General features: G+C 65.2%; 16 protein-coding genes and 1 pseudogene. 8 read left to right on the top strand and 9 right to left on the bottom strand.

Annotation, left to right across the window (positions count from 1 at the left end):
• Positions 1-221: 221 nt before the first annotated feature.
• Together JQ627_RS38480 and JQ627_RS38475 are read right to left on the bottom strand one after the other, a co-directional pair.
• Entirely contained in the window at positions 222-683 is a 462-nt protein-coding gene (locus JQ627_RS38480; protein ID WP_212489527.1) for a DUF488 family protein, read from the bottom strand.
• 9 nt (positions 684-692) lie between these two features.
• Complete coding sequence (locus JQ627_RS38475; protein ID WP_212489526.1) at positions 693-1,529, bottom strand: DUF72 domain-containing protein; 837 nt, start codon at positions 1,527-1,529, stop codon at positions 693-695.
• A gap of 100 nt (positions 1,530-1,629) precedes the next feature.
• On the opposite strand from JQ627_RS38475, the gene JQ627_RS38470 reads away from it, so the two are divergent.
• The 4 genes from JQ627_RS38470 (at position 1,630) to JQ627_RS38455 (ending at position 5,270) form a co-directional block, all read left to right on the top strand.
• Positions 1,630-2,013: a hypothetical protein gene (locus tag JQ627_RS38470; RefSeq protein WP_212489525.1), complete on the top strand. Its 384-nt coding sequence runs from the start codon at positions 1,630-1,632 to the stop codon at positions 2,011-2,013.
• 154 nt (positions 2,014-2,167) lie between these two features.
• Positions 2,168-2,368, top strand: a complete 201-nt coding sequence (locus JQ627_RS38465; RefSeq protein WP_212489524.1) for a hypothetical protein — start codon at positions 2,168-2,170, stop codon at positions 2,366-2,368.
• Positions 2,369-2,627: 259 nt separating this feature from the next.
• Positions 2,628-3,761 carry a glycosyltransferase family 2 protein gene (locus JQ627_RS38460; protein WP_212489523.1) on the top strand — a complete coding sequence of 378 codons (1,134 nt, stop codon included), beginning with the start codon at positions 2,628-2,630 and terminating at the stop codon, positions 3,759-3,761.
• Between the two features lie 6 nt (positions 3,762-3,767).
• Complete coding sequence (locus JQ627_RS38455) at positions 3,768-5,270, top strand: glycosyltransferase family 39 protein (RefSeq protein ID WP_212489522.1); 1,503 nt, start codon at positions 3,768-3,770, stop codon at positions 5,268-5,270.
• Positions 5,271-5,320: 50 nt separating this feature from the next.
• Here the strand turns inward: JQ627_RS38455 and JQ627_RS38450 are convergent, their stop codons facing one another.
• Positions 5,321-7,210, bottom strand: coding sequence for a CHASE2 domain-containing protein (locus tag JQ627_RS38450; RefSeq protein ID WP_212489521.1), 1,890 nt, complete (start codon positions 7,208-7,210; stop codon positions 5,321-5,323).
• 74 nt (positions 7,211-7,284) lie between these two features.
• Positions 7,285-7,809: a FecR domain-containing protein gene (locus JQ627_RS38445; protein ID WP_212489520.1), complete on the bottom strand. Its 525-nt coding sequence runs from the start codon at positions 7,807-7,809 to the stop codon at positions 7,285-7,287.
• A gap of 668 nt (positions 7,810-8,477) precedes the next feature.
• On the opposite strand from JQ627_RS38445, the gene JQ627_RS38440 reads away from it, so the two are divergent.
• Positions 8,478-9,551, top strand: coding sequence for a DUF2778 domain-containing protein (locus JQ627_RS38440; RefSeq protein ID WP_212489519.1), 1,074 nt, complete (start codon positions 8,478-8,480; stop codon positions 9,549-9,551).
• 60 nt (positions 9,552-9,611) lie between these two features.
• Here JQ627_RS38440 and JQ627_RS38435 read toward each other — a convergent pair whose 3' ends face one another.
• From JQ627_RS38435 to JQ627_RS38420, 4 genes are all read right to left on the bottom strand, one after another.
• Entirely contained in the window at positions 9,612-10,436 is an 825-nt protein-coding gene (locus JQ627_RS38435) for an SDR family NAD(P)-dependent oxidoreductase (protein ID WP_212489518.1), read from the bottom strand.
• An 80-nt stretch (positions 10,437-10,516) separates the two neighbouring features.
• The gene (locus JQ627_RS38430; protein ID WP_212489517.1) at positions 10,517-11,872 is read right to left on the bottom strand and encodes a caspase family protein; all 1,356 of its coding nucleotides are present in this window, start codon (positions 11,870-11,872) and stop codon (positions 10,517-10,519) included.
• Between the two features lie 109 nt (positions 11,873-11,981).
• Positions 11,982-12,620: a glutathione binding-like protein gene (locus tag JQ627_RS38425; RefSeq protein WP_212489516.1), complete on the bottom strand. Its 639-nt coding sequence runs from the start codon at positions 12,618-12,620 to the stop codon at positions 11,982-11,984.
• Positions 12,621-12,632: 12 nt separating this feature from the next.
• Positions 12,633-13,226 (bottom strand): cysteine hydrolase family protein, encoded by a 594-nt coding sequence (locus tag JQ627_RS38420; protein WP_212489515.1) that lies wholly within the window; start codon positions 13,224-13,226, stop codon positions 12,633-12,635.
• Between the two features lie 131 nt (positions 13,227-13,357).
• On the opposite strand from JQ627_RS38420, the gene JQ627_RS38415 reads away from it, so the two are divergent.
• The 3 genes and pseudogenes from JQ627_RS38415 to JQ627_RS38405 all read left to right on the top strand — a co-directional run bounded on the left by JQ627_RS38415 (position 13,358) and on the right by JQ627_RS38405 (position 15,406).
• Positions 13,358-14,197: a LysR family transcriptional regulator gene (locus JQ627_RS38415; RefSeq protein WP_212489514.1), complete on the top strand. Its 840-nt coding sequence runs from the start codon at positions 13,358-13,360 to the stop codon at positions 14,195-14,197.
• A 108-nt stretch (positions 14,198-14,305) separates the two neighbouring features.
• On the top strand, positions 14,306-15,052 hold the full coding sequence (lepB, locus tag JQ627_RS38410; protein ID WP_212489513.1) for a signal peptidase I: 747 nt from the start codon (positions 14,306-14,308) through the stop codon (positions 15,050-15,052).
• 77 nt (positions 15,053-15,129) lie between these two features.
• A pseudogene (locus JQ627_RS38405) lies at positions 15,130-15,406 on the top strand (GIY-YIG nuclease family protein).
• 133 nt (positions 15,407-15,539) lie between these two features.
• Here JQ627_RS38405 and JQ627_RS38400 read toward each other — a convergent pair.
• Positions 15,540-16,028: TCP-1/cpn60 chaperonin family protein (locus JQ627_RS38400; protein ID WP_283817175.1), on the bottom strand; the 489-nt coding region annotated here is incomplete at its 5' end.

Genomic DNA, 16,028 nt, shown 5'->3' with positions numbered 1-16,028 from the left:
AAAGTCCTCACCATCCTCAACGCCATGCTCAGGGACCAAAAACAATGGCAACCCGCTTGACGAAGAACACAGTCGCTGAGGTGCGAGCCCCTGCGAGCTTCGAAGGATGCACGGCCGAGATGCTACATCGGCGCACGCCGTCGTCCTTCGAGGGCCGCTGAAGAAGCGGCCACCTCAGGATGACGGCTACGGTTAAAGTCGTGCTCCCCGCCCGAAGGCCGCTACACCTGCCGTCCCGCCAAATTCCTCACCGCAACCCCATCGCGCTCCTCGATGATCTCCGCGATCATCTGGCGGTGGCAGTGGGTGTGATCGCGCTCGTAGCAGAGCAGGCACACGGGGCCTGCCTTCTTCACCAGCGCCGAGAGCTCGTCCATCTCTTCCCTGGCCTGCGGCGTCTTCAGGTGCTTTGAATAGATCTTCTCCAGCACATCGTACTGGCCGCTGCGCGCGGCGAGCCGGCCCTCCTTCGGCGTGCCGAGCGCGGCGAGATGGACATAGGCGATGCCGCGCTCATCGAGTCCGGCGGACAACTGCTTCTTCGAAAAGCCCGGCCGACGCGATGACGTCACCGCGCGCACGTCGACCACGAGCTTGACGCCGGCCTGCTCCAGCTCATCCAGCACCGCCTTGGGCGGCGTCTGTTCATAACCGATGGTGAAGAGCTTTTTCGCCTTTGCCATGAACCATCCTCAGCTCACCCGCGCGATCAGTTCCATGGCGCCGGCGGGCGCGCGCACCTTGCCCTCGTGGATGACATAGGCGAACACGTCACGCGGCTCTTTCTTCGGCTTGGCTTTGTCAACCTTCGGCAGATCGTCCGGCTCACTTCCCTCGGCCCAGTCCTGAAAACGCTGGGCCCAGGCATCGAGCAGCTTCGGCGGATAGCAGGTCTTGATCTCGTCATTGCCCTTCTGAAGCCGGGCATAGACGAAATCGCCGGCGACGTCGGCGATGGCCGGATATTTGCCGTGCTCGGCGAACACGACAGGCGTCTCGAACTCGCGGATCAGCGCGACGAAGTCCGGCGCGCAAAAGCTGTCGTGACGGACCTCGACGACATGACGCAACGCGCGCCCCTCGAGCTTGCGCGGCAGCAGCTCCAGGAACTTGCCGAAATCGGCGCCGTCGAACTTTTTCGTCGGCGCGAACTGCCACAGCACCGGTCCGAGATGGTCGCCGAGTTCCAGCACGCCGGAATCATAGAAGCGCTTGATGGAATCGCCGGCCTCGGCGAGTACGCGGCGGTTGGTGGCGAAGCGCGGCCCCTTCACCGAGAACACGAAACCATCGGGCACTTCGCTGGCCCATTTGCGAAAGCTCTCCGGCTTCTGCGAGCCGTAATAGGTGCCGTTGATCTCGATCGAGGTCAGCTTCGAGGCGGCATAGGACAGCTCCTTGGCCTGCGTGAGTTTCTCCGGGTAGAACACGCCGCGCCAGGGCTCGAAGGTCCAGCCGCCGATGCCGATGAAGATATTGCCGGATTTTTTGGACGCGGTTTTTGCTTTGGCCACGGGAGGGTCTCGCATCGACGGGGAGGGACCTCATCCTAATCAAACCAGATGTGATTGGCCAGTTGCGCCGTCCCGTCTAAGCTCGCACCGGGACCGCGCACAAAGGAGAACAAGAATGCGGATGCTGATGGTGGGAGCGGCGCTCGTCATGGTGACATCTGCTGCCATGACTTGTTCTGCCATGGCCGACGATGACGACGACGCCAAGGGCGCGCAGAAGCTCGCCATGCAGGGCCGCGACGATTATTGGCATTGCCTGGCGCGGGAATATTCGCGCGACTCCAATCAGGGAATGTCGGAACAGGATTTCGGCCGCTCGGTCGCGGGCGCCTGTCCGTCGGAGCGGCAATATTATCGGGTGGCGCTGCTCGACTATCTCACCACGCAATATCCGAACATCGATGCCGGCGCCCATCTCGCCACCGCGAACAGGGCGGTCGAGTCGGCGCAGAAGGACATCGTGACGGCCTTCGTCAAGCACAGGCCGCCGGCGAAGTAGGGAATGGGGAGCGGCGAATCGCGAGTAGGGCAGAAGCCCGGGTTGCCTCATTCGCTACTCGCCATTCGTTATTCGGCCCTCCGCGGAGGGCCCTTCCAGCTCCGCGCGTATCCATGGTATTGCTGGACGCATCTGGAACAGGGTGGGCGCTTCCATGTCGTCTGAGTCGGTGGGTGGCATTCTGGGCGCGATCGTCGCGGCGGTCGTGCTTGCGGTCGCCGTCGTGTTCGGGCCGATCGGCCAGTACGGCAAGCCGCCCAAGCCGGCAAAGGTCGAGCCAGCTCCGTCGGCGGCACCCGCTGTCCCGGCCGCCCCCGTGCCGCGTGGGCCGGTGATCAAGGAAGTCCCGAACTAGCAAGGGTCTGAAAAAGCGCCTTTTGCGCCCTTGCGAAGCGGTTTTGCCGTTCCTATTTAGGATCTAACGGCGGCGTTGAGCGAAACTCCGGCGCTGGAACGACCTTGGAATAGCTTGGACTTGCGCCGGATGTACGCGCGGTCCGCCGTTCCGGGGTCGTTGGCATTTTTGGGCCCCTTTTGGGCCGTTCCCCACAGAATCCCGGCCCGGTAGCGCAACATCTTGGCAGCGCAGGATGCGGCGGATATACGCTGCCGTCATGAATGAAGCGATCAGACCGGGCTCCGAGATTCCCCCGCAGGCTCAAGAGGTGCCGGAACTGTCGGTCATCGTCCCGACGTTCAACGAGCGCGACAACGTCACGGTGCTGTACCGGCGGCTGGAGGCGGTGCTCGCCAACGTCGCCTGGGAAGTCGTGTTCGTCGACGATAATTCGCCCGACGGCACCTGGGACGTCGTGCGCGCGCTGGCGCAGCGCGACAGCCGCGTGCGCTGTGTCCGCCGCATCGGCCGCCGTGGCCTGTCGGGCGCCTGTATCGAGGGCATTCTGGCCTCCAGCGCGCCCTATGTAGCCGTGATCGATGCCGACCTTCAGCACGACGAGACGCAACTGCCGAAGATGCTGTTGCTGCTCGCGAGCGAGCAGGCCGAGCTCGTCGTCGGCAGCCGTTACATCGAGGGCTACAAGAGCGAAGGCTTCAACAAGCAGCGCGCCGGCGCCAGCGCGCTTGCGACCGAACTGGCCAGGAAGGCGCTGCGGGTCGAGATCGCCGATCCCATGAGCGGCTTCTTCATGGTTCGGCGCGACCGTTTCGAGGAGTTGGCGCCGAAACTGTCGGTGCACGGCTTCAAGATCCTGCTCGACCTCGTCGCAAGCGCGAACGGTAGCTTGCGAGCCGTTGAAGTTCCCTACACGTTCGGTGAGCGCCAGCACGGCGAGAGCAAGCTCGATTCCATGGTCGCGCTGGATTTTCTCGGCTTGGTGCTGGCCAAGTTCACCAACGATGCTGTCTCGCTGCGCTTCATCCTGTTCGCGATGGTCGGCGGCATCGGTCTCGTGGTGCATCTGACCACGCTGTTCATCGCCCTTCAGCTGTTCAAGGCGCCGTTCGCGGAGGCGCAGGCCGCAGGCGCCATCGTCGCCATGACCAGCAACTTCGCCCTCAACAACTTCCTCACCTATCGCGACCAGCGGCTGAAGGGCTTTGCGCTGCTGCGCGGCCTGATCGCCTTCTACATCGTGTGCAGCGTCGGCCTGCTCGCCAATGTCGGCGTCGCCTTCTCGGTCTACGACCAGGAGCCGATCTGGTGGCTGGCCGGCATGGCCGGCGCGCTGATGGGCGTGGTGTGGAACTACGCAATGTCCGGACTGTTCGTCTGGCGCAAGAAATAGCTCAACATGGGCGGGGCTGACGCGCGGATCGTCCGCAATACCGCGCTGGCGATCGTTGCGCTGGTCGGCTTGCGGCTGGTCGCGGCCGCGTTCACGCCGATCACCTTCGACGAAGCCTACTACTGGATGTGGTCGAAGAACCTCGCCGGGGGGTATTACGACCACCCGCCGATGGTCGCCTATGTGATCCGCGCCGGCACCATGATCGCCGGCGACACCGAGCTCGGCGTCCGCCTGGTCTCGATCCTGCTCGCGCTGCCGATGAGCTACGCGATCTACCGCTCCGCCGCGATCCTGTTCGGCGGCACGCGGGTCGCTGCGACCAGCGCCATTCTGCTCAATGTGACGATGATGGCCTCCGTCGGCACGCTGATCGTGACGCCCGATGCGCCCTTGCTGGTCGCCTCGAGCTTCGTGCTGTTCTTTCTCGCAAAGGTGCTGGAGACCGGCCGTGGCGTCTGGTGGCTCGCCGTCGGCGCGGCGGTCGGTGCGGCGCTGCTGTCGAAATACACTGCGATGTTCTTTGGCGCGGCGATCCTGATCTGGCTCGCTGCCGTGCCGAACCTGCGGCGCTGGTTCCTCTCGCCATGGCCCTATCTCGGCGGTCTCGTTGCGCTGGCGCTGTTCTCGCCGGTGATCCTGTGGAATGCGGATCATCAATGGGTCTCGTTCGCAAAGCAGCTCGGCCGCGCGAAGATCGAAGACTTCCGTCCGGTCTTCATCGCCGAGTTGATCCCGACCCAGATCGCGTTCGCGACCCCACTGGTCTTCATTCTCGGTGCGATGGGGCTGCATGCGCTGACCTGGCGCAGGGCCGGCGCGCTGGCCTCGCGCGTGCTGATCGAGACGATGTTCTGGACCATCGTCGCCTATTTCGTCTGGCATTCGCTGCATGCCCGCGTCGAGGCCAACTGGTTCGCGCCGGTCTATCCGCCCTTCATCGTTGCCGCGGCCGCCGCGGCCAATCTCGTGCAGTGGAAACCACGCGCGCGTCGCCTCGTGGATTTCTGTCTGCGCTGGGCCGCGCCCGTGGGCATCGTGATGTTTGCAGCGCTGATCGTGCAAGCCAACACCGGCTGGCTGTCGGGCTATCGCCGCGACGCGACGGTGCGCAGCGTCGGCGTCGGCTGGCGCGAGCTCGCCGCCGAGATCGAAGCGGTGCGTGTGCGCAGTGGCGCGACCTGCGTGCTCGCGCAGGACTACGGCACCACCGGCTGGCTCGCCTTCTATCTGCCGCGCGGCACCTGCGTGCTGCAGCAGAACCAGCGCATCCGCTGGGTCAACATGCCCGAGCCCGATCCGAAGCTGCTTGCCGGCAAGCTGATCTCTGTCGACGAGCTGCGCCCGGACGGCCATCCCGCCCTCGACGAGCTCTTCGCGAAGGTGACGCAAATTGCGCAATTGCAGCGCAAGCGCGGGCCGCTCGTGGTCGAGACCTACGGCATTGACCTGCTCGAAGGCGCCAAGGGCGACGTGCTCGACCGCTCGCCGCCGCCGGAAGCGCGCTAGCTCTCGATCGTCGTCCCCGCGAACGCGGAGTGTGTGGCAGGCCGCATCGGCTAGTCGATCATCTCGGCCCTGGTGGCGGCCTGGTCCGGCCTGTGCTGGTCGCGCCAGAACCACACGGTCACGACGCCGGAGCGGCCGCGGACCTGCGTGAGCAGGGGACCTGACAGAATGCCGTCGGGAGCGCCGTGGAAGTCGGCCGCATCCAGCAGCGTATCGGTGAGCGCGAGCCGCGCACAGTTCTGGGCGGCAACCTCCATCAGGCGATTCGCGACGTTGACCGTGTCGCCCGTCGCCGTGATGTGCTGGTGGCTTTCGCCGAGGCGGGAGGCGACGATCGGGCCGAAATGCGCGCCGAGCTTGAAACCGAGCTGGCCGCGGATGGCGGATGGCAGCGAAGCGATCCAGCGATCGACGCTGCGATACAGGTCGATCGAACATTTCAGCGCGCGCGCGGCGTCATCGGGCATCGCCGAGGGCAGGCCAAACAGGATCATGGCGCCGTCGCCGAGAAATCCGGTGATCATGCCGCCGCAATCGACCGCGGCCTTGTCGATCAGCGCGTGAAATGCCCTCAGCAGATCCTGCAGCTCGTCCGGATCGATCCGTTCGCTGAGCGTCGTGAAACCGGAGAGATCGATGAAGACGACCGCTGCGTCTTGCCGGACCGGCTTGGACAGGAAATTGGGATCGCGCGCCAGCCATTCCTGCACCGCCGGTGCCTGGAATTGCGCGAGCGACCGGCTCTTGGCGGCAAGATATTGCGTGCGGCGGCCCCCCGCCCACAATTGCACGCCGGCAAAGACCACCACCGGCGGCACTGCTGCGGCGAGCGTGGTCGCAGCGTTCAGCCAGATGCCGTGCGTGAACGCGAACAGGTTGAGCCCGGCCCAGGCCATCATCACCGCGGCTGCCGCGATAATGCCGGGCGCGCTGCGCCGCCAGGCGAGCAGGCCCACCAGCAGCATCGGCAGCAGGATCGCGCTGAGCGCGTCGGCGATGCGGACCTTGCGGTCGCGCACGATGCCGTCGCCGGCGACGAGATGGGTGATCGCGGTCGAGACCACCTCGACGCCGGGCATCAGGGAATCGAACGGCGTCGGATAAAAGTCGCCGCCGCCGGCGACCGAGGCGCCGATCACGACGATCCGGTTCTCGATCGCCGCGCGATTGAGCGTGCCGTCGAAAATGCTCTGGGCGCTGACGGTGCGAATGGTCCGGCGCGGGCCGTAATAGGTGATCGGCAGCGCGAAGTCGGTGTCGGTCGGCACCGCGCGGTCGCCGAGCATGAGATGATCCGGCGCGATTGTCAGCGGCTTGTCGAGCGCGCGCGTCGCAACGCGCAAGGGAAATGACAGCTCGACCTTGTCGCGCGTCCGGAACAGCATCGGCACCGCGAGCGGCGAGCCCGATTGTCCCGTCGCGACGTTGACGACGCCGACCTCGGCATGATCGGCGAATGCCGGCAAGGGCAGGAGGAAGCGCTCGGCCTGCGGCAGAGCGGCGAGGGGGCCTTCGCTGCCGGGCGCCACAGTCTCGCTGGCGGTCGGGAAGATCGCCGCGGCGGCGAGCACCATGGGACCGGTGGCGAGCGTGTTGGCGAGCGTCGCGTCGCCGATCGCAGCGCTGCGGTCGACCAGGAGCAGGTCGATCGCGACGACCTTCGGCTTGAACTGCACGATGGTATCGACGACGCGCGCGAGATCGGCGCGCGGCAGCGGATAGCTGCCGCCGCGTTTCACGACGGTGTCGTCGATCGCGACGATGGTGACGAGATCGGGCGGAGCCTGCACGCCGCGGACCTGGGTCCGCCAATCCGTCAGCGTCGCCTCGAGCCGATCGAGAAAGCGCAGATGTCCGTTGGCGTGACCGGCATAGATGCCCGCCCCCCACAGCGCGGTGAGGACGAGTGCCACCAGGATCTGAACACGTCGGCTACTCATGCGGTCGTTCTTGCGGTCGTTCTGCAATTTTCTCTGTCGTCCAAATGCGATTGGCCGAGCCTTTTTGACCCGGTCTATTGACCCAGTCTTGCCATCAGCGCGTCGACGCGCGGCTGGCCCCATGTCTTGACGGTCAACGGACCGGTTGCCTCGACATCGACGCCTTCGCCCGGTCCGAGCACGACGCCGCGTCCACGAGCCCTGCGGTTCACGCCCACACGGCCGTCGGCGACGAAGACGGCAGTCTTGGCCTCGGCGACATCGACGGCCCATTTGGTGCCGCGAACGGCGGCGATCGCTTGCGGCGTCAGCACCTTGAAGGGATTGCCGCCGGGCTTCTTGGGCACCTCGACCAGCAGCGCTTTGCTGCTCAACTCCACGGAGTCTATATGTCCGTCGCGGTTGGCGTCCTTAAGTTCAAATCTGGCGCCGCTTTCGGCAACGATCGTGATGCCGTTGTCGCAGCGCCAGGTCTGCGTGCCGGCAGCCGATGGCGATGCTCTGCAGCCCGCATTGGCGGCAGGCTGCGCAGTCGCATATCCGATCAACAGAAACGACCCCGCGAGAGCGAATAACCCTGCGCGCGCGAACCCTCTCATGCCAGCCTCCGTTTGCGTGCTCGGCACAGTTCAAGGCGATGCTGATACGGTACCGTATCACACGCAGAGGCTGCCGAAAAGTGCCGACGTAGCAGCTATTTTCTCGACACGGCCATTTCCAGACCGCCGCAATCAACTTTCAGTCAGGGCGCCGTGCCGCGTGAGCGCTCTGTGCGATGTCTGATCTCCGTGAGCTGCTGCCGTTCTGCTGACGCCCGCACGGCGACCGAAAAGGAAAAGGGCGCAATGCGCACCAGCTCCGCGCAACGCTTCCCCGCTATCATCCGGGTATTGAAGACCACGAAAACGACTTGGTTGGGTGGCCTTAGAGATGCGGCTTGTGACGCCCGTCCATCGTGCTGATCCGGCCGAGAATTATAGTTAACAGACTCCTCTAAGTCCGTAGTTCTGCGGGCTTTTTTCTCGAAATGGGACAGCGTTAACGCGGTGCCTCACATCTGCCCGAACTTAATCTGCATTTAACTAAAAGTCGCCTTAATGACGCTCCGACCTCCTGCGAGATGCTGGCCCCGGATCGTGACCAGCGGCACTTCGAAGGGGGACTGAGTGACACCGTCCTGGACGCAAGGCGAATGAGTACGAGTATCGCTGCGCAGAGTAACGCGGCACGGAAGTCCAAGAATTCTCTTCGGAAGCCTTCCCGGAAAATGACTGCCACCAATTGGCTCGGCGCCGCGGCGATCGGCTGCGTCGTGATGGGCGCCGGCTGGACCATCTACAGCAACGTCTTCGGCGCCAGCGTCTATCCGACCGTCGGCAGCATTGGCTACGACGAGCCCGTGATCAAGCGTGCGCCCAGGGTCGCGCTGCGCGACGCCGGCGAGGCCATCAAGGAAACCTTTGCGCTGCTGCCCGACCGGCTCCAGGTCGCCGCACCGATCTCGCGCGAGATGTTCAACGAGCGCTTTGCCGCGGCTGCGACGCAGGGTGTGGCTTCGAATGCGGCGAGCGCCGCGCCCCCAGCGAAGGTTGCCGAGGCCCCGAAGCAGACCGTGATCGCGAAGGTCGCGGAAGTGCTGAAGCCGGCGGCCGCGGCCAAGGCCACTGACAAGACTGCGGACAAGGCCAAGCGCGCATCGGATGCGCAGATGCAGCTGGCTTCGGCCGATCCGGCCGAGATCGTGCCGGCGCCTGAGGCGAAGCCCAAATCGTTTGCCGATCGCGCCAAGGCCGCGGTGATGTCGATCACCGGGCCGCGCCAGTCGATGGTCGAGAAGCTCTGGGGCAAGCGCGAGCCGTCCGGCGGGCTGCTCGCCTATGCTTCCGCCGATGCCAGCGTGACCGCGTCGATCGCGCCGAAGGAGCAGAACCCCATGCTCGGTGGTTCGGCGCCCTACGAGCGCGACACCGCGGTCTACGACATCACCGCCAAGACGGTTTACCTGCCCGACGGTACCAAGCTCGAGGCGCATTCCGGCCTCGGCTCCAATCTCGACGATCCGCGCTCCTCGCGGGTCCGCATGCGCGGCGTGACGCCGCCGCACATCTACACGCTGAAGCCGCGCGAAGCGCTGTTCCACGGCGTGCCGGCGCTGCGGCTGACCCCGATCGGCGGCGAGAGCGCGATCTACGGCCGCGACGGCCTGCTCGCCCACACCTTCATGCTCGGGCCGAACGGCGATTCCAACGGCTGCGTGTCGTTCAAGGACTATTACGCGTTCCTCGACGCCTACCGCAACAAGGGCATCCGCAAGCTCGCGGTGCTGGCGCGGGTCGAGTGACCTCGGCTCATTCTGGATGATACAAAAGGGCCGCTTGCAGCGGCCCTTTTCTTTTCTGATTCAGCCCGGCCAGCATTGTCCGCCGCCGTCGATCCGCAGCACCTGGCCGGAGACGAAGGCGCCCATGGGACCGGCAAAGAACTCGACGACGCGCGCGACCTCATCGACGGTCGCGATACGGTCGAGCGTGCCGGTCTCGACCATCCTGTCAGGGTCCACCGCGCGCGTGCCGAGGAAACGGCCGGTGCGGGTATCGCCGGGCGCGATGCAGTTGACAGCGATGTCGTAAGCGCGGAGCTGGTCGGCCAGGCATCGCGTGTAGTGGGTCACGCCGGCCTTCGACACCGCATAGATCGAGCCCTGCGTGCGGCCCTTGAACGCGGCGACCGAACCGAGCGTGACGATGCGGCCGCGCCGCCGCTCCATCATTCCCTTCGCGACCGCCTGGCAGGTCAGGATGGTCGAGAGCAGATTGCGCTCCAGCACCGCGCGCACATCGGCCTCCTTGATGTTGACCGCGTCATTCGGGTCGGGCTTGCCGCCGGCGGCTGCGATGTCGCCGCCGGCATTGTGCACGAGAATGTCGATCGGGCCGAGGGCTGCTTCCGTCTCGGCGATCACGCGCGCGATGTCGTCGCCCCTGGTGAGGTCGCCGAGCACGCGCTGGCTGCGGACGCCGAATTGCTGGCCGATCTCTGCCGCCACCGCGGTGAGGGTGGTGCCCTCGCCATATTCCGCCGGCCCGTTCTCGCGCATGCCGTGGATGGCAACATTGGCGCCGAGCGCGGCGAGCTTCTCCGCAAAGGCGCGGCCGAGCCCGCGTCCCGCGCCGGTCACCAGCGCGACCTTGCCTGCCAAGAGCTTCGCCGTGTCATGCGATGTCATGATCTTTTTTCCTGTTGTGAAATGTCAGCCGGTCGCGAGACGCAACGAGCCGACGCAGCGCAGCCGCGATCATCGCACGATCAGCGCTTGACGAAAACCAGGTTGCAGGCCCGCGCCTCGTTGCGCTTGCCGCTGCCGCGGGTGCGGTCGAACTGCGCATCGACCGTGAAGGCGTAAGGGGAGCCGGGGGCGAGGTTGTTGAGTGTGTAGGTGCTCGCCCCCGTCGTGCCACGTGCGCTCAAGGTCGTCTTGCCGTCCGGGGGGATCTGGCCGTCGATCTCCAGCCGATTGACACCGCCGGGACCCTGCACCTCGGCGTGAAACACGCCATTGGACACGGTGGCGACCAGGGGCCTGGTGAAGCCCTGCGCCTTGCCGGAAGCCGGGCAGTTCAACGTCACGTCCCAATTGCCGTCAAAATCCTTGCTGCCGGTGGTTCTGGCGTTACCGCTTGGCGCGACCGCCACTTTCTGCTTCAGGCCTTCAATGCGTGCCTTGGCGAGGGTGGCGAAGATGCAGTTCGGGAATCTCGCGAGATGATCCTCAAAGGCACCCAGCGTGCCGATGCCCTCAGCAGCCTTCCAGTGCGCCTCGGCGGCCGCGCAGGGATCGGCCTTCGGTGCAGCTTGGGGGGCCGCCGGCGCGACCGTGACCGTTACAGGTCCGTTCAGATAGAACTTGCCGATGATCGACAGCGACAGCTCCGGCAGCTGGGTCTTGCCGCTGGCATCATAGACGTCGCTGCTGATGTCGCGAAAGACGTCGCCGATCTCCTGCGGCTCCTCGATGTGCTTGAGAAACGCGGCCGTGTAGGGGCTGTTGCGGCCAACGCCATCGGCGGCGACCTGCCCTGATTGGGTCGAGAACGACACGATCGTGCCGCGCGGTGCCTCGACTTTCGACAGGCCCCGTCCGATCGAGGCGGCGCGCGTCGTGCCGGCAGAGCGCTTCAGGGTTTCCGCCAGCGGATTGTCGCGGCAGGAATCGAGCACGAGGATGCGCAGGTTCTTGGCCTGCTGCAGATCGTTCACGATGTCGTCGACCCGCACGAAGCGCTTGAGGTCCGCTTCATCGGTCAGCACAGCATCGACGGGCATCAGATAGTTCACGCCGTTGTACTGCATCGCATGGCCGCTGTAATAGAACATGGCGACGTCGGCTCTGCTCGCGGCGCGCGCGAAGCGGATGGTCAGGTCCTGCATGTCGGCCTGGCGCAGGTCGATGCCCTGAAAGACCTCGAAGCCGCTGCGCTTGAGCGAGGCCGTGACGTCCTCGGCATCGTGCGACGGATTGGGAAGCTGCGCCGTGCTGACATAAGCGCCGTTGCCGATCACCAGCGCGACCCGCGTGTCCGCCGATGCGGGACCAAGGCCAAGCCAGCAGACGAGGAGAGCCAGAGAAAATCCGGGCAGATAAAATCTGGAAAGAGCACACATGAATGCCGTCCAGGGAAATATCGAAAAATATCCCCCAGACTAGCGCATGCCGCGGCGGTATCAATGCCCGCGCTGCGGACCCGTCAGATCTGGCGACCGTGACATCCTGTCACGCCGGGTTCGCCGCCACCGTCTTGCGCAGGGTCATCTCGGTCGCAATCGCTTCCCGCACGGCAGGCCGCGTCTGCATGCGCTCGAGATAGGCCGACAACGACGGCCATTGCCCGATGTCGATTCCTGCGGGACGGAGCAGCAGCAAGGCCCAGGTGAGGTGGGCATCCGCGACGGTGAAGCGGTGACCGACCAGGAATTCGCGGCCCGCGAGATGCGCTGATGGTACCGACAAGGTCTGTGCGATCCTTGCACGCGGCTTGGCAAGCGAGCCGTCGTCCTTGTACCAGAAGGTCGGAAACAGGAATGCCTTGTGGATCTCGGCGCCGATGAAGCTCAGCCATTCCTGGAGGCGGTAGCGGTCGGGATCGCCGAACCGGGGCGCAAGGCCCGCCTCCGGCTTGGCATCGGCGATGTATTGCAGCACCGCCGCGCTTTCGGTCAGCCGTTCGCCGTTCTCCAGCACCAGGACCGGCACCGCGCCCTTCGGCGACACGTCGCGGAAATCGCTGCCGTCGTCCGCGACCGTCTTGGTCCAGATATGGGCGAGGTGATACTGCGCATCCAGGCCGGCCTCCATCAGCGCAATACGGCTGGCGAGCGAGCAGGCCATCGGAAAGAAATAGAGTTGCAGCATCTCAGCCCTCCGTCACGTCAGCGCTTCGCCCTGGGCGATGATCGCGAAGCGGTCCGCCAGTTCGGCCAGCGCGACCTCGTGAATGGTTCTTGCGGAGAGTGCTCCGCCGCGGCCGTCGGGCAGGTCGCGCGTCGCGCAGGCATCGGCCGCAATCGTCGTGCGCAGGCCGAGGTCGAGCGCGGCGCGTGCCGTCGAGCTCACGCACATATGGGTCATGAACCCAGCCAGTACGATGTTGGTGCGTCCGGTCGCCGCCAGCCTGGCTTGCAGATCGGTCCCGGCAAAGGCGTTCGGCAACCCCTTCTCGATCACGGCCTCAGTCGCAAGCGGCGTGAGGCTCGACACGATCGCGCCGCGCTCGGCCTCGCGGTCGAACAGGCTGCTGGCGCGGCCCTTGTGCGCGATGTGGAAGATCGCAGCGCCGCTCTGCCGCGCACGCGTGAGCAGCTTTGCGGCGACGGCGATCGCGGGCTCCGCGTCGGGCAGGGCGAGGGGGCCGGCGCGATATTCGTTCTGGATGTCGATCAGCACGAGGCAGGCGTCGGAAAGCTTTGGCGGATTCAGGTCAGCGCCGGACAGTTCGAGCAGGGTTTTTGGAGCAGTCATGCTGGTCGCGCCTTCTGAGGGAGTATCGAATGGCCCAACACTAGCGCGGCGGCGGCCTGCCATTGTGCAGGACTATTGCAGCATATGGCTGCAAATTTGCAGGGTAAGGCGCCGCCTGCTAGGCTTGGCCCATGAACTGGGACGATCTGCGCATTATCGCCGCGGTGAGGGACGAGGGCACCTATGCCGGCGCCAGCGTGCGGCTGCGCATCGACGAGACCACGGTCGGGCGCCGCCTCGCGCGCATCCAGCGCGATCTCGGCGTGCCGCTGTTCGATGCCGTGGATGGCCTGCGGCGGCCGACGCGCCATTGCGAGGCGGTGCTCGAGCATGTCGGCGCGATGGCCGCGCATGTCGCGGCGATCGATCGCATCAAGGAGAGCCAGCCCGGCGCGGTCGGCCGCCTGCGCATCGCCTCGACCAATGCGGTTGCCGAGGAGCTGCTGGCACCGCACACCAGCGCCTTCCTGCGCGATCACCCCGGCCTGACGCTGCAATTCCTCACCGCCAGCGGCAACGTCAAATTCTCGCGCTGGCAGGCCGACCTCGCCATCCGCCTGCGCAAGCCGGAGAAGGGCGACTTCACGATCTCCAAGCTCGGCGAGGTCAGGCTGTATTTCTTCGAGCCCGCGGACCGCAGCGGCGGCGAGCCGGTCGCCTGCATCTATCCCGATGAGCTCGATGCCATTCCGGAGCAGCAGTTCTTGCGCGCCAAGCGGCTGAAGAACGTCCGCTGCGTCACCGACAATGTCCGCATCATCCGCACCATGATCCAGTCGCATCAGGCCGTCGGCGTGCTGCCCGAACACAGCTGCGGAGATTTGCTCACCGACCGCAACCTGCGCGCCACGCTGCTGCCGAAACGGCGCGACGTCTGGCTCTTGGTGCAGAACCATCTCAAGCGCGATCCCGCCGCGCGGCTCACCATCGAATGGGTACGGCTTTGCTTCAGGGATCTTTCACGCGGCTGACCGCTCCTGCGTGAACGCGATCCATGCGCGACGCGACCAAGTTATGGGATTGCACGCGCGCGAAGGTTGCGTAATCTCGCGACGGCCACAGTCTGATCGGGAATGCGCATGACCACTCTCCGGGAAACCATCCGACCGCAGGCCAGGTCGCGGGAATGGAAGGCGATCGTCGTCCTGATCCTGCTGATCCCGGTGCTGTGGTCGCCGCCGTTCCTGTTTCGCTTCTTCCTGTACCAGCCGTTTAACATCCCGTCGGGTTCGATGGCACCGACGCTGGTGGTCGGCGACTACGTCTTTGCCGCCAAATATGCCTATGGCTACGGCCGCTATTCCTTCCCTTTCGCACCGTCCTGGATCTCGGGCCGTGTCTTTGCCGCCGAGCCCGAGTACGGCGACATCGTCGTGTTCCGCACGCCGAAGGACACCTCGGTCGACTACGTCAAGCGCGTGGTCGGGCTGCCCGGCGACCGCATCCAGATGCGGCAGGGGCAGCTCGTCCTCAACGACCGTCCGGTGACGCGGGTGGCCCTGAAGGAGGTGCTCGCGGGCTCTGCCTGCGCGACCGATGACGACGCCAAGGTCAGGCGCTGGCGCGAGACGCTGCCGAACGGGGCGAGCTACATAACCTATGACTGCGTTGACAACGGCTATTACGATAACACCAACGTCTACACGGTGCCGCCGGGCCACCTCTTCATGCTCGGCGATAACAGAGACAACTCCACCGACAGCCGCGTGGCGTCAGTGATGGGATTCGTGCCGATGGACAATCTCGTCGGCAAGGTGACGCGGATCTTCTGGTCGCTTGACGAGGACGGCGAGCCGCGCTTCGAACGGATGGGGAAGGTGTGGTGAGGGGGCCAGGTCTCTCTGCTCGTCATTCCGGGGCGCGCAAAGCGCGAGCCCGGAATCCATAACCACAGGCGGATGTGATGGCCTACTATGTCTACATCCTTGCAAGTAAGAAACACGGCACGCTCTACATCGGCGTGACCAGCGATATCGCGCGCCGGGTGTACGAGCACAAAACGAAAGCCGTCCCTGGCTTCACGACGAAGTACGGCGTCGACAAACTCGTCCTGTTCGAAATCTACGACGATGCGCCAACGGCCATCGCTCGCGAGAAGGAGCTCAAGAAGTGGCGTCGCGATTGGAAGACGCGCCTGAAATCCGAACTGGGATGATCTCTATCCGGGGATAACCAACTAAGTTTCGTGGTTATGGATTCCGGGGCTCGCGCCCAAGAGGCCGTGCCCCGGAATGACGGAGGAGAGAGTCTCTCTCCAAAACAAAAACCCCGGCATCGCTGCCGGGGTTTCGTAGTTCTTGAGGTGGTTGGACCTTAGAAGTCCATGCCGCCCATGCCGCCGCCCGGGGGCATTGCGGGGCCGGCGCCGCCCTTCTTGGGCAGCTCGGCGACCATGGCTTCCGTGGTGATCAGCAGCGCCGCAACCGAGGCTGCGTTCTGGATCGCGGTACGGACCACCTTGGTCGGGTCGATGATGCCCTTCTTGACGAGGTCGGCGTATTCGCCGGTCTGGGAGTCGAAGCCGTAGGCGTACGACTTGTTCTCCAGCACCTTGCCGACGATCACGGAGCCGTCTTCACCGGCGTTGATCGCGATCTGGCGAGCGGGAGCCGACAGCGCCTTGCGGACGATCTCGACGCCGGTCTTCTGGTCGTCGTTCTTGGTGCGCAGGCCCTTGAGCTGCTCGGAGGCACGGAGCAGGGCGACGCCGCCGCCCGGGACGATGCCTTCCTCGACAGCCGCGCGGGTCGCATGCATCGCGTCATCAACGCGATCCTTGCGCTCCTTCACCTCGACCTCGGT

Origin of the sequence: Bradyrhizobium liaoningense (assembly GCF_018130785.1) — a bacterium.
GTDB classification, from domain to species: domain Bacteria; phylum Pseudomonadota; class Alphaproteobacteria; order Rhizobiales; family Xanthobacteraceae; genus Bradyrhizobium; species Bradyrhizobium liaoningense_A.
The sequence above is the reverse complement of the archived record's forward strand: the minus strand, read 5'-3'. Positions and strand labels throughout refer to the sequence as shown.

Excerpts from the sequence above, each read along its gene's own strand:
- JQ627_RS38480 (WP_212489527.1), bottom strand. The coding sequence starts at position 683 with ATGGCAAAGGCGAAAAAGCTCTTCACCATCGGTTATGAACAGACGCCG.
- JQ627_RS38475 (WP_212489526.1), bottom strand. The coding sequence starts at position 1,529 with ATGCGAGACCCTCCCGTGGCCAAAGCAAAAACCGCGTCCAAAAAATCC.
- JQ627_RS38470 (WP_212489525.1), top strand. The coding sequence starts at position 1,630 with ATGCGGATGCTGATGGTGGGAGCGGCGCTCGTCATGGTGACATCTGCT.
- JQ627_RS38465 (WP_212489524.1), top strand. The coding sequence starts at position 2,168 with ATGTCGTCTGAGTCGGTGGGTGGCATTCTGGGCGCGATCGTCGCGGCG.
- JQ627_RS38460 (WP_212489523.1), top strand. The coding sequence starts at position 2,628 with ATGAATGAAGCGATCAGACCGGGCTCCGAGATTCCCCCGCAGGCTCAA.
- JQ627_RS38455 (WP_212489522.1), top strand. The coding sequence starts at position 3,768 with ATGGGCGGGGCTGACGCGCGGATCGTCCGCAATACCGCGCTGGCGATC.
- JQ627_RS38450 (WP_212489521.1), bottom strand. The coding sequence starts at position 7,210 with ATGAGTAGCCGACGTGTTCAGATCCTGGTGGCACTCGTCCTCACCGCG.
- JQ627_RS38445 (WP_212489520.1), bottom strand. The coding sequence starts at position 7,809 with ATGAGAGGGTTCGCGCGCGCAGGGTTATTCGCTCTCGCGGGGTCGTTT.
- JQ627_RS38440 (WP_212489519.1), top strand. The coding sequence starts at position 8,478 with ATGACTGCCACCAATTGGCTCGGCGCCGCGGCGATCGGCTGCGTCGTG.
- JQ627_RS38435 (WP_212489518.1), bottom strand. The coding sequence starts at position 10,436 with ATGACATCGCATGACACGGCGAAGCTCTTGGCAGGCAAGGTCGCGCTG.
- JQ627_RS38430 (WP_212489517.1), bottom strand. The coding sequence starts at position 11,872 with ATGTGTGCTCTTTCCAGATTTTATCTGCCCGGATTTTCTCTGGCTCTC.
- JQ627_RS38425 (WP_212489516.1), bottom strand. The coding sequence starts at position 12,620 with ATGCTGCAACTCTATTTCTTTCCGATGGCCTGCTCGCTCGCCAGCCGT.
- JQ627_RS38420 (WP_212489515.1), bottom strand. The coding sequence starts at position 13,226 with ATGACTGCTCCAAAAACCCTGCTCGAACTGTCCGGCGCTGACCTGAAT.
- JQ627_RS38415 (WP_212489514.1), top strand. The coding sequence starts at position 13,358 with ATGAACTGGGACGATCTGCGCATTATCGCCGCGGTGAGGGACGAGGGC.
- lepB (WP_212489513.1), top strand. The coding sequence starts at position 14,306 with ATGACCACTCTCCGGGAAACCATCCGACCGCAGGCCAGGTCGCGGGAA.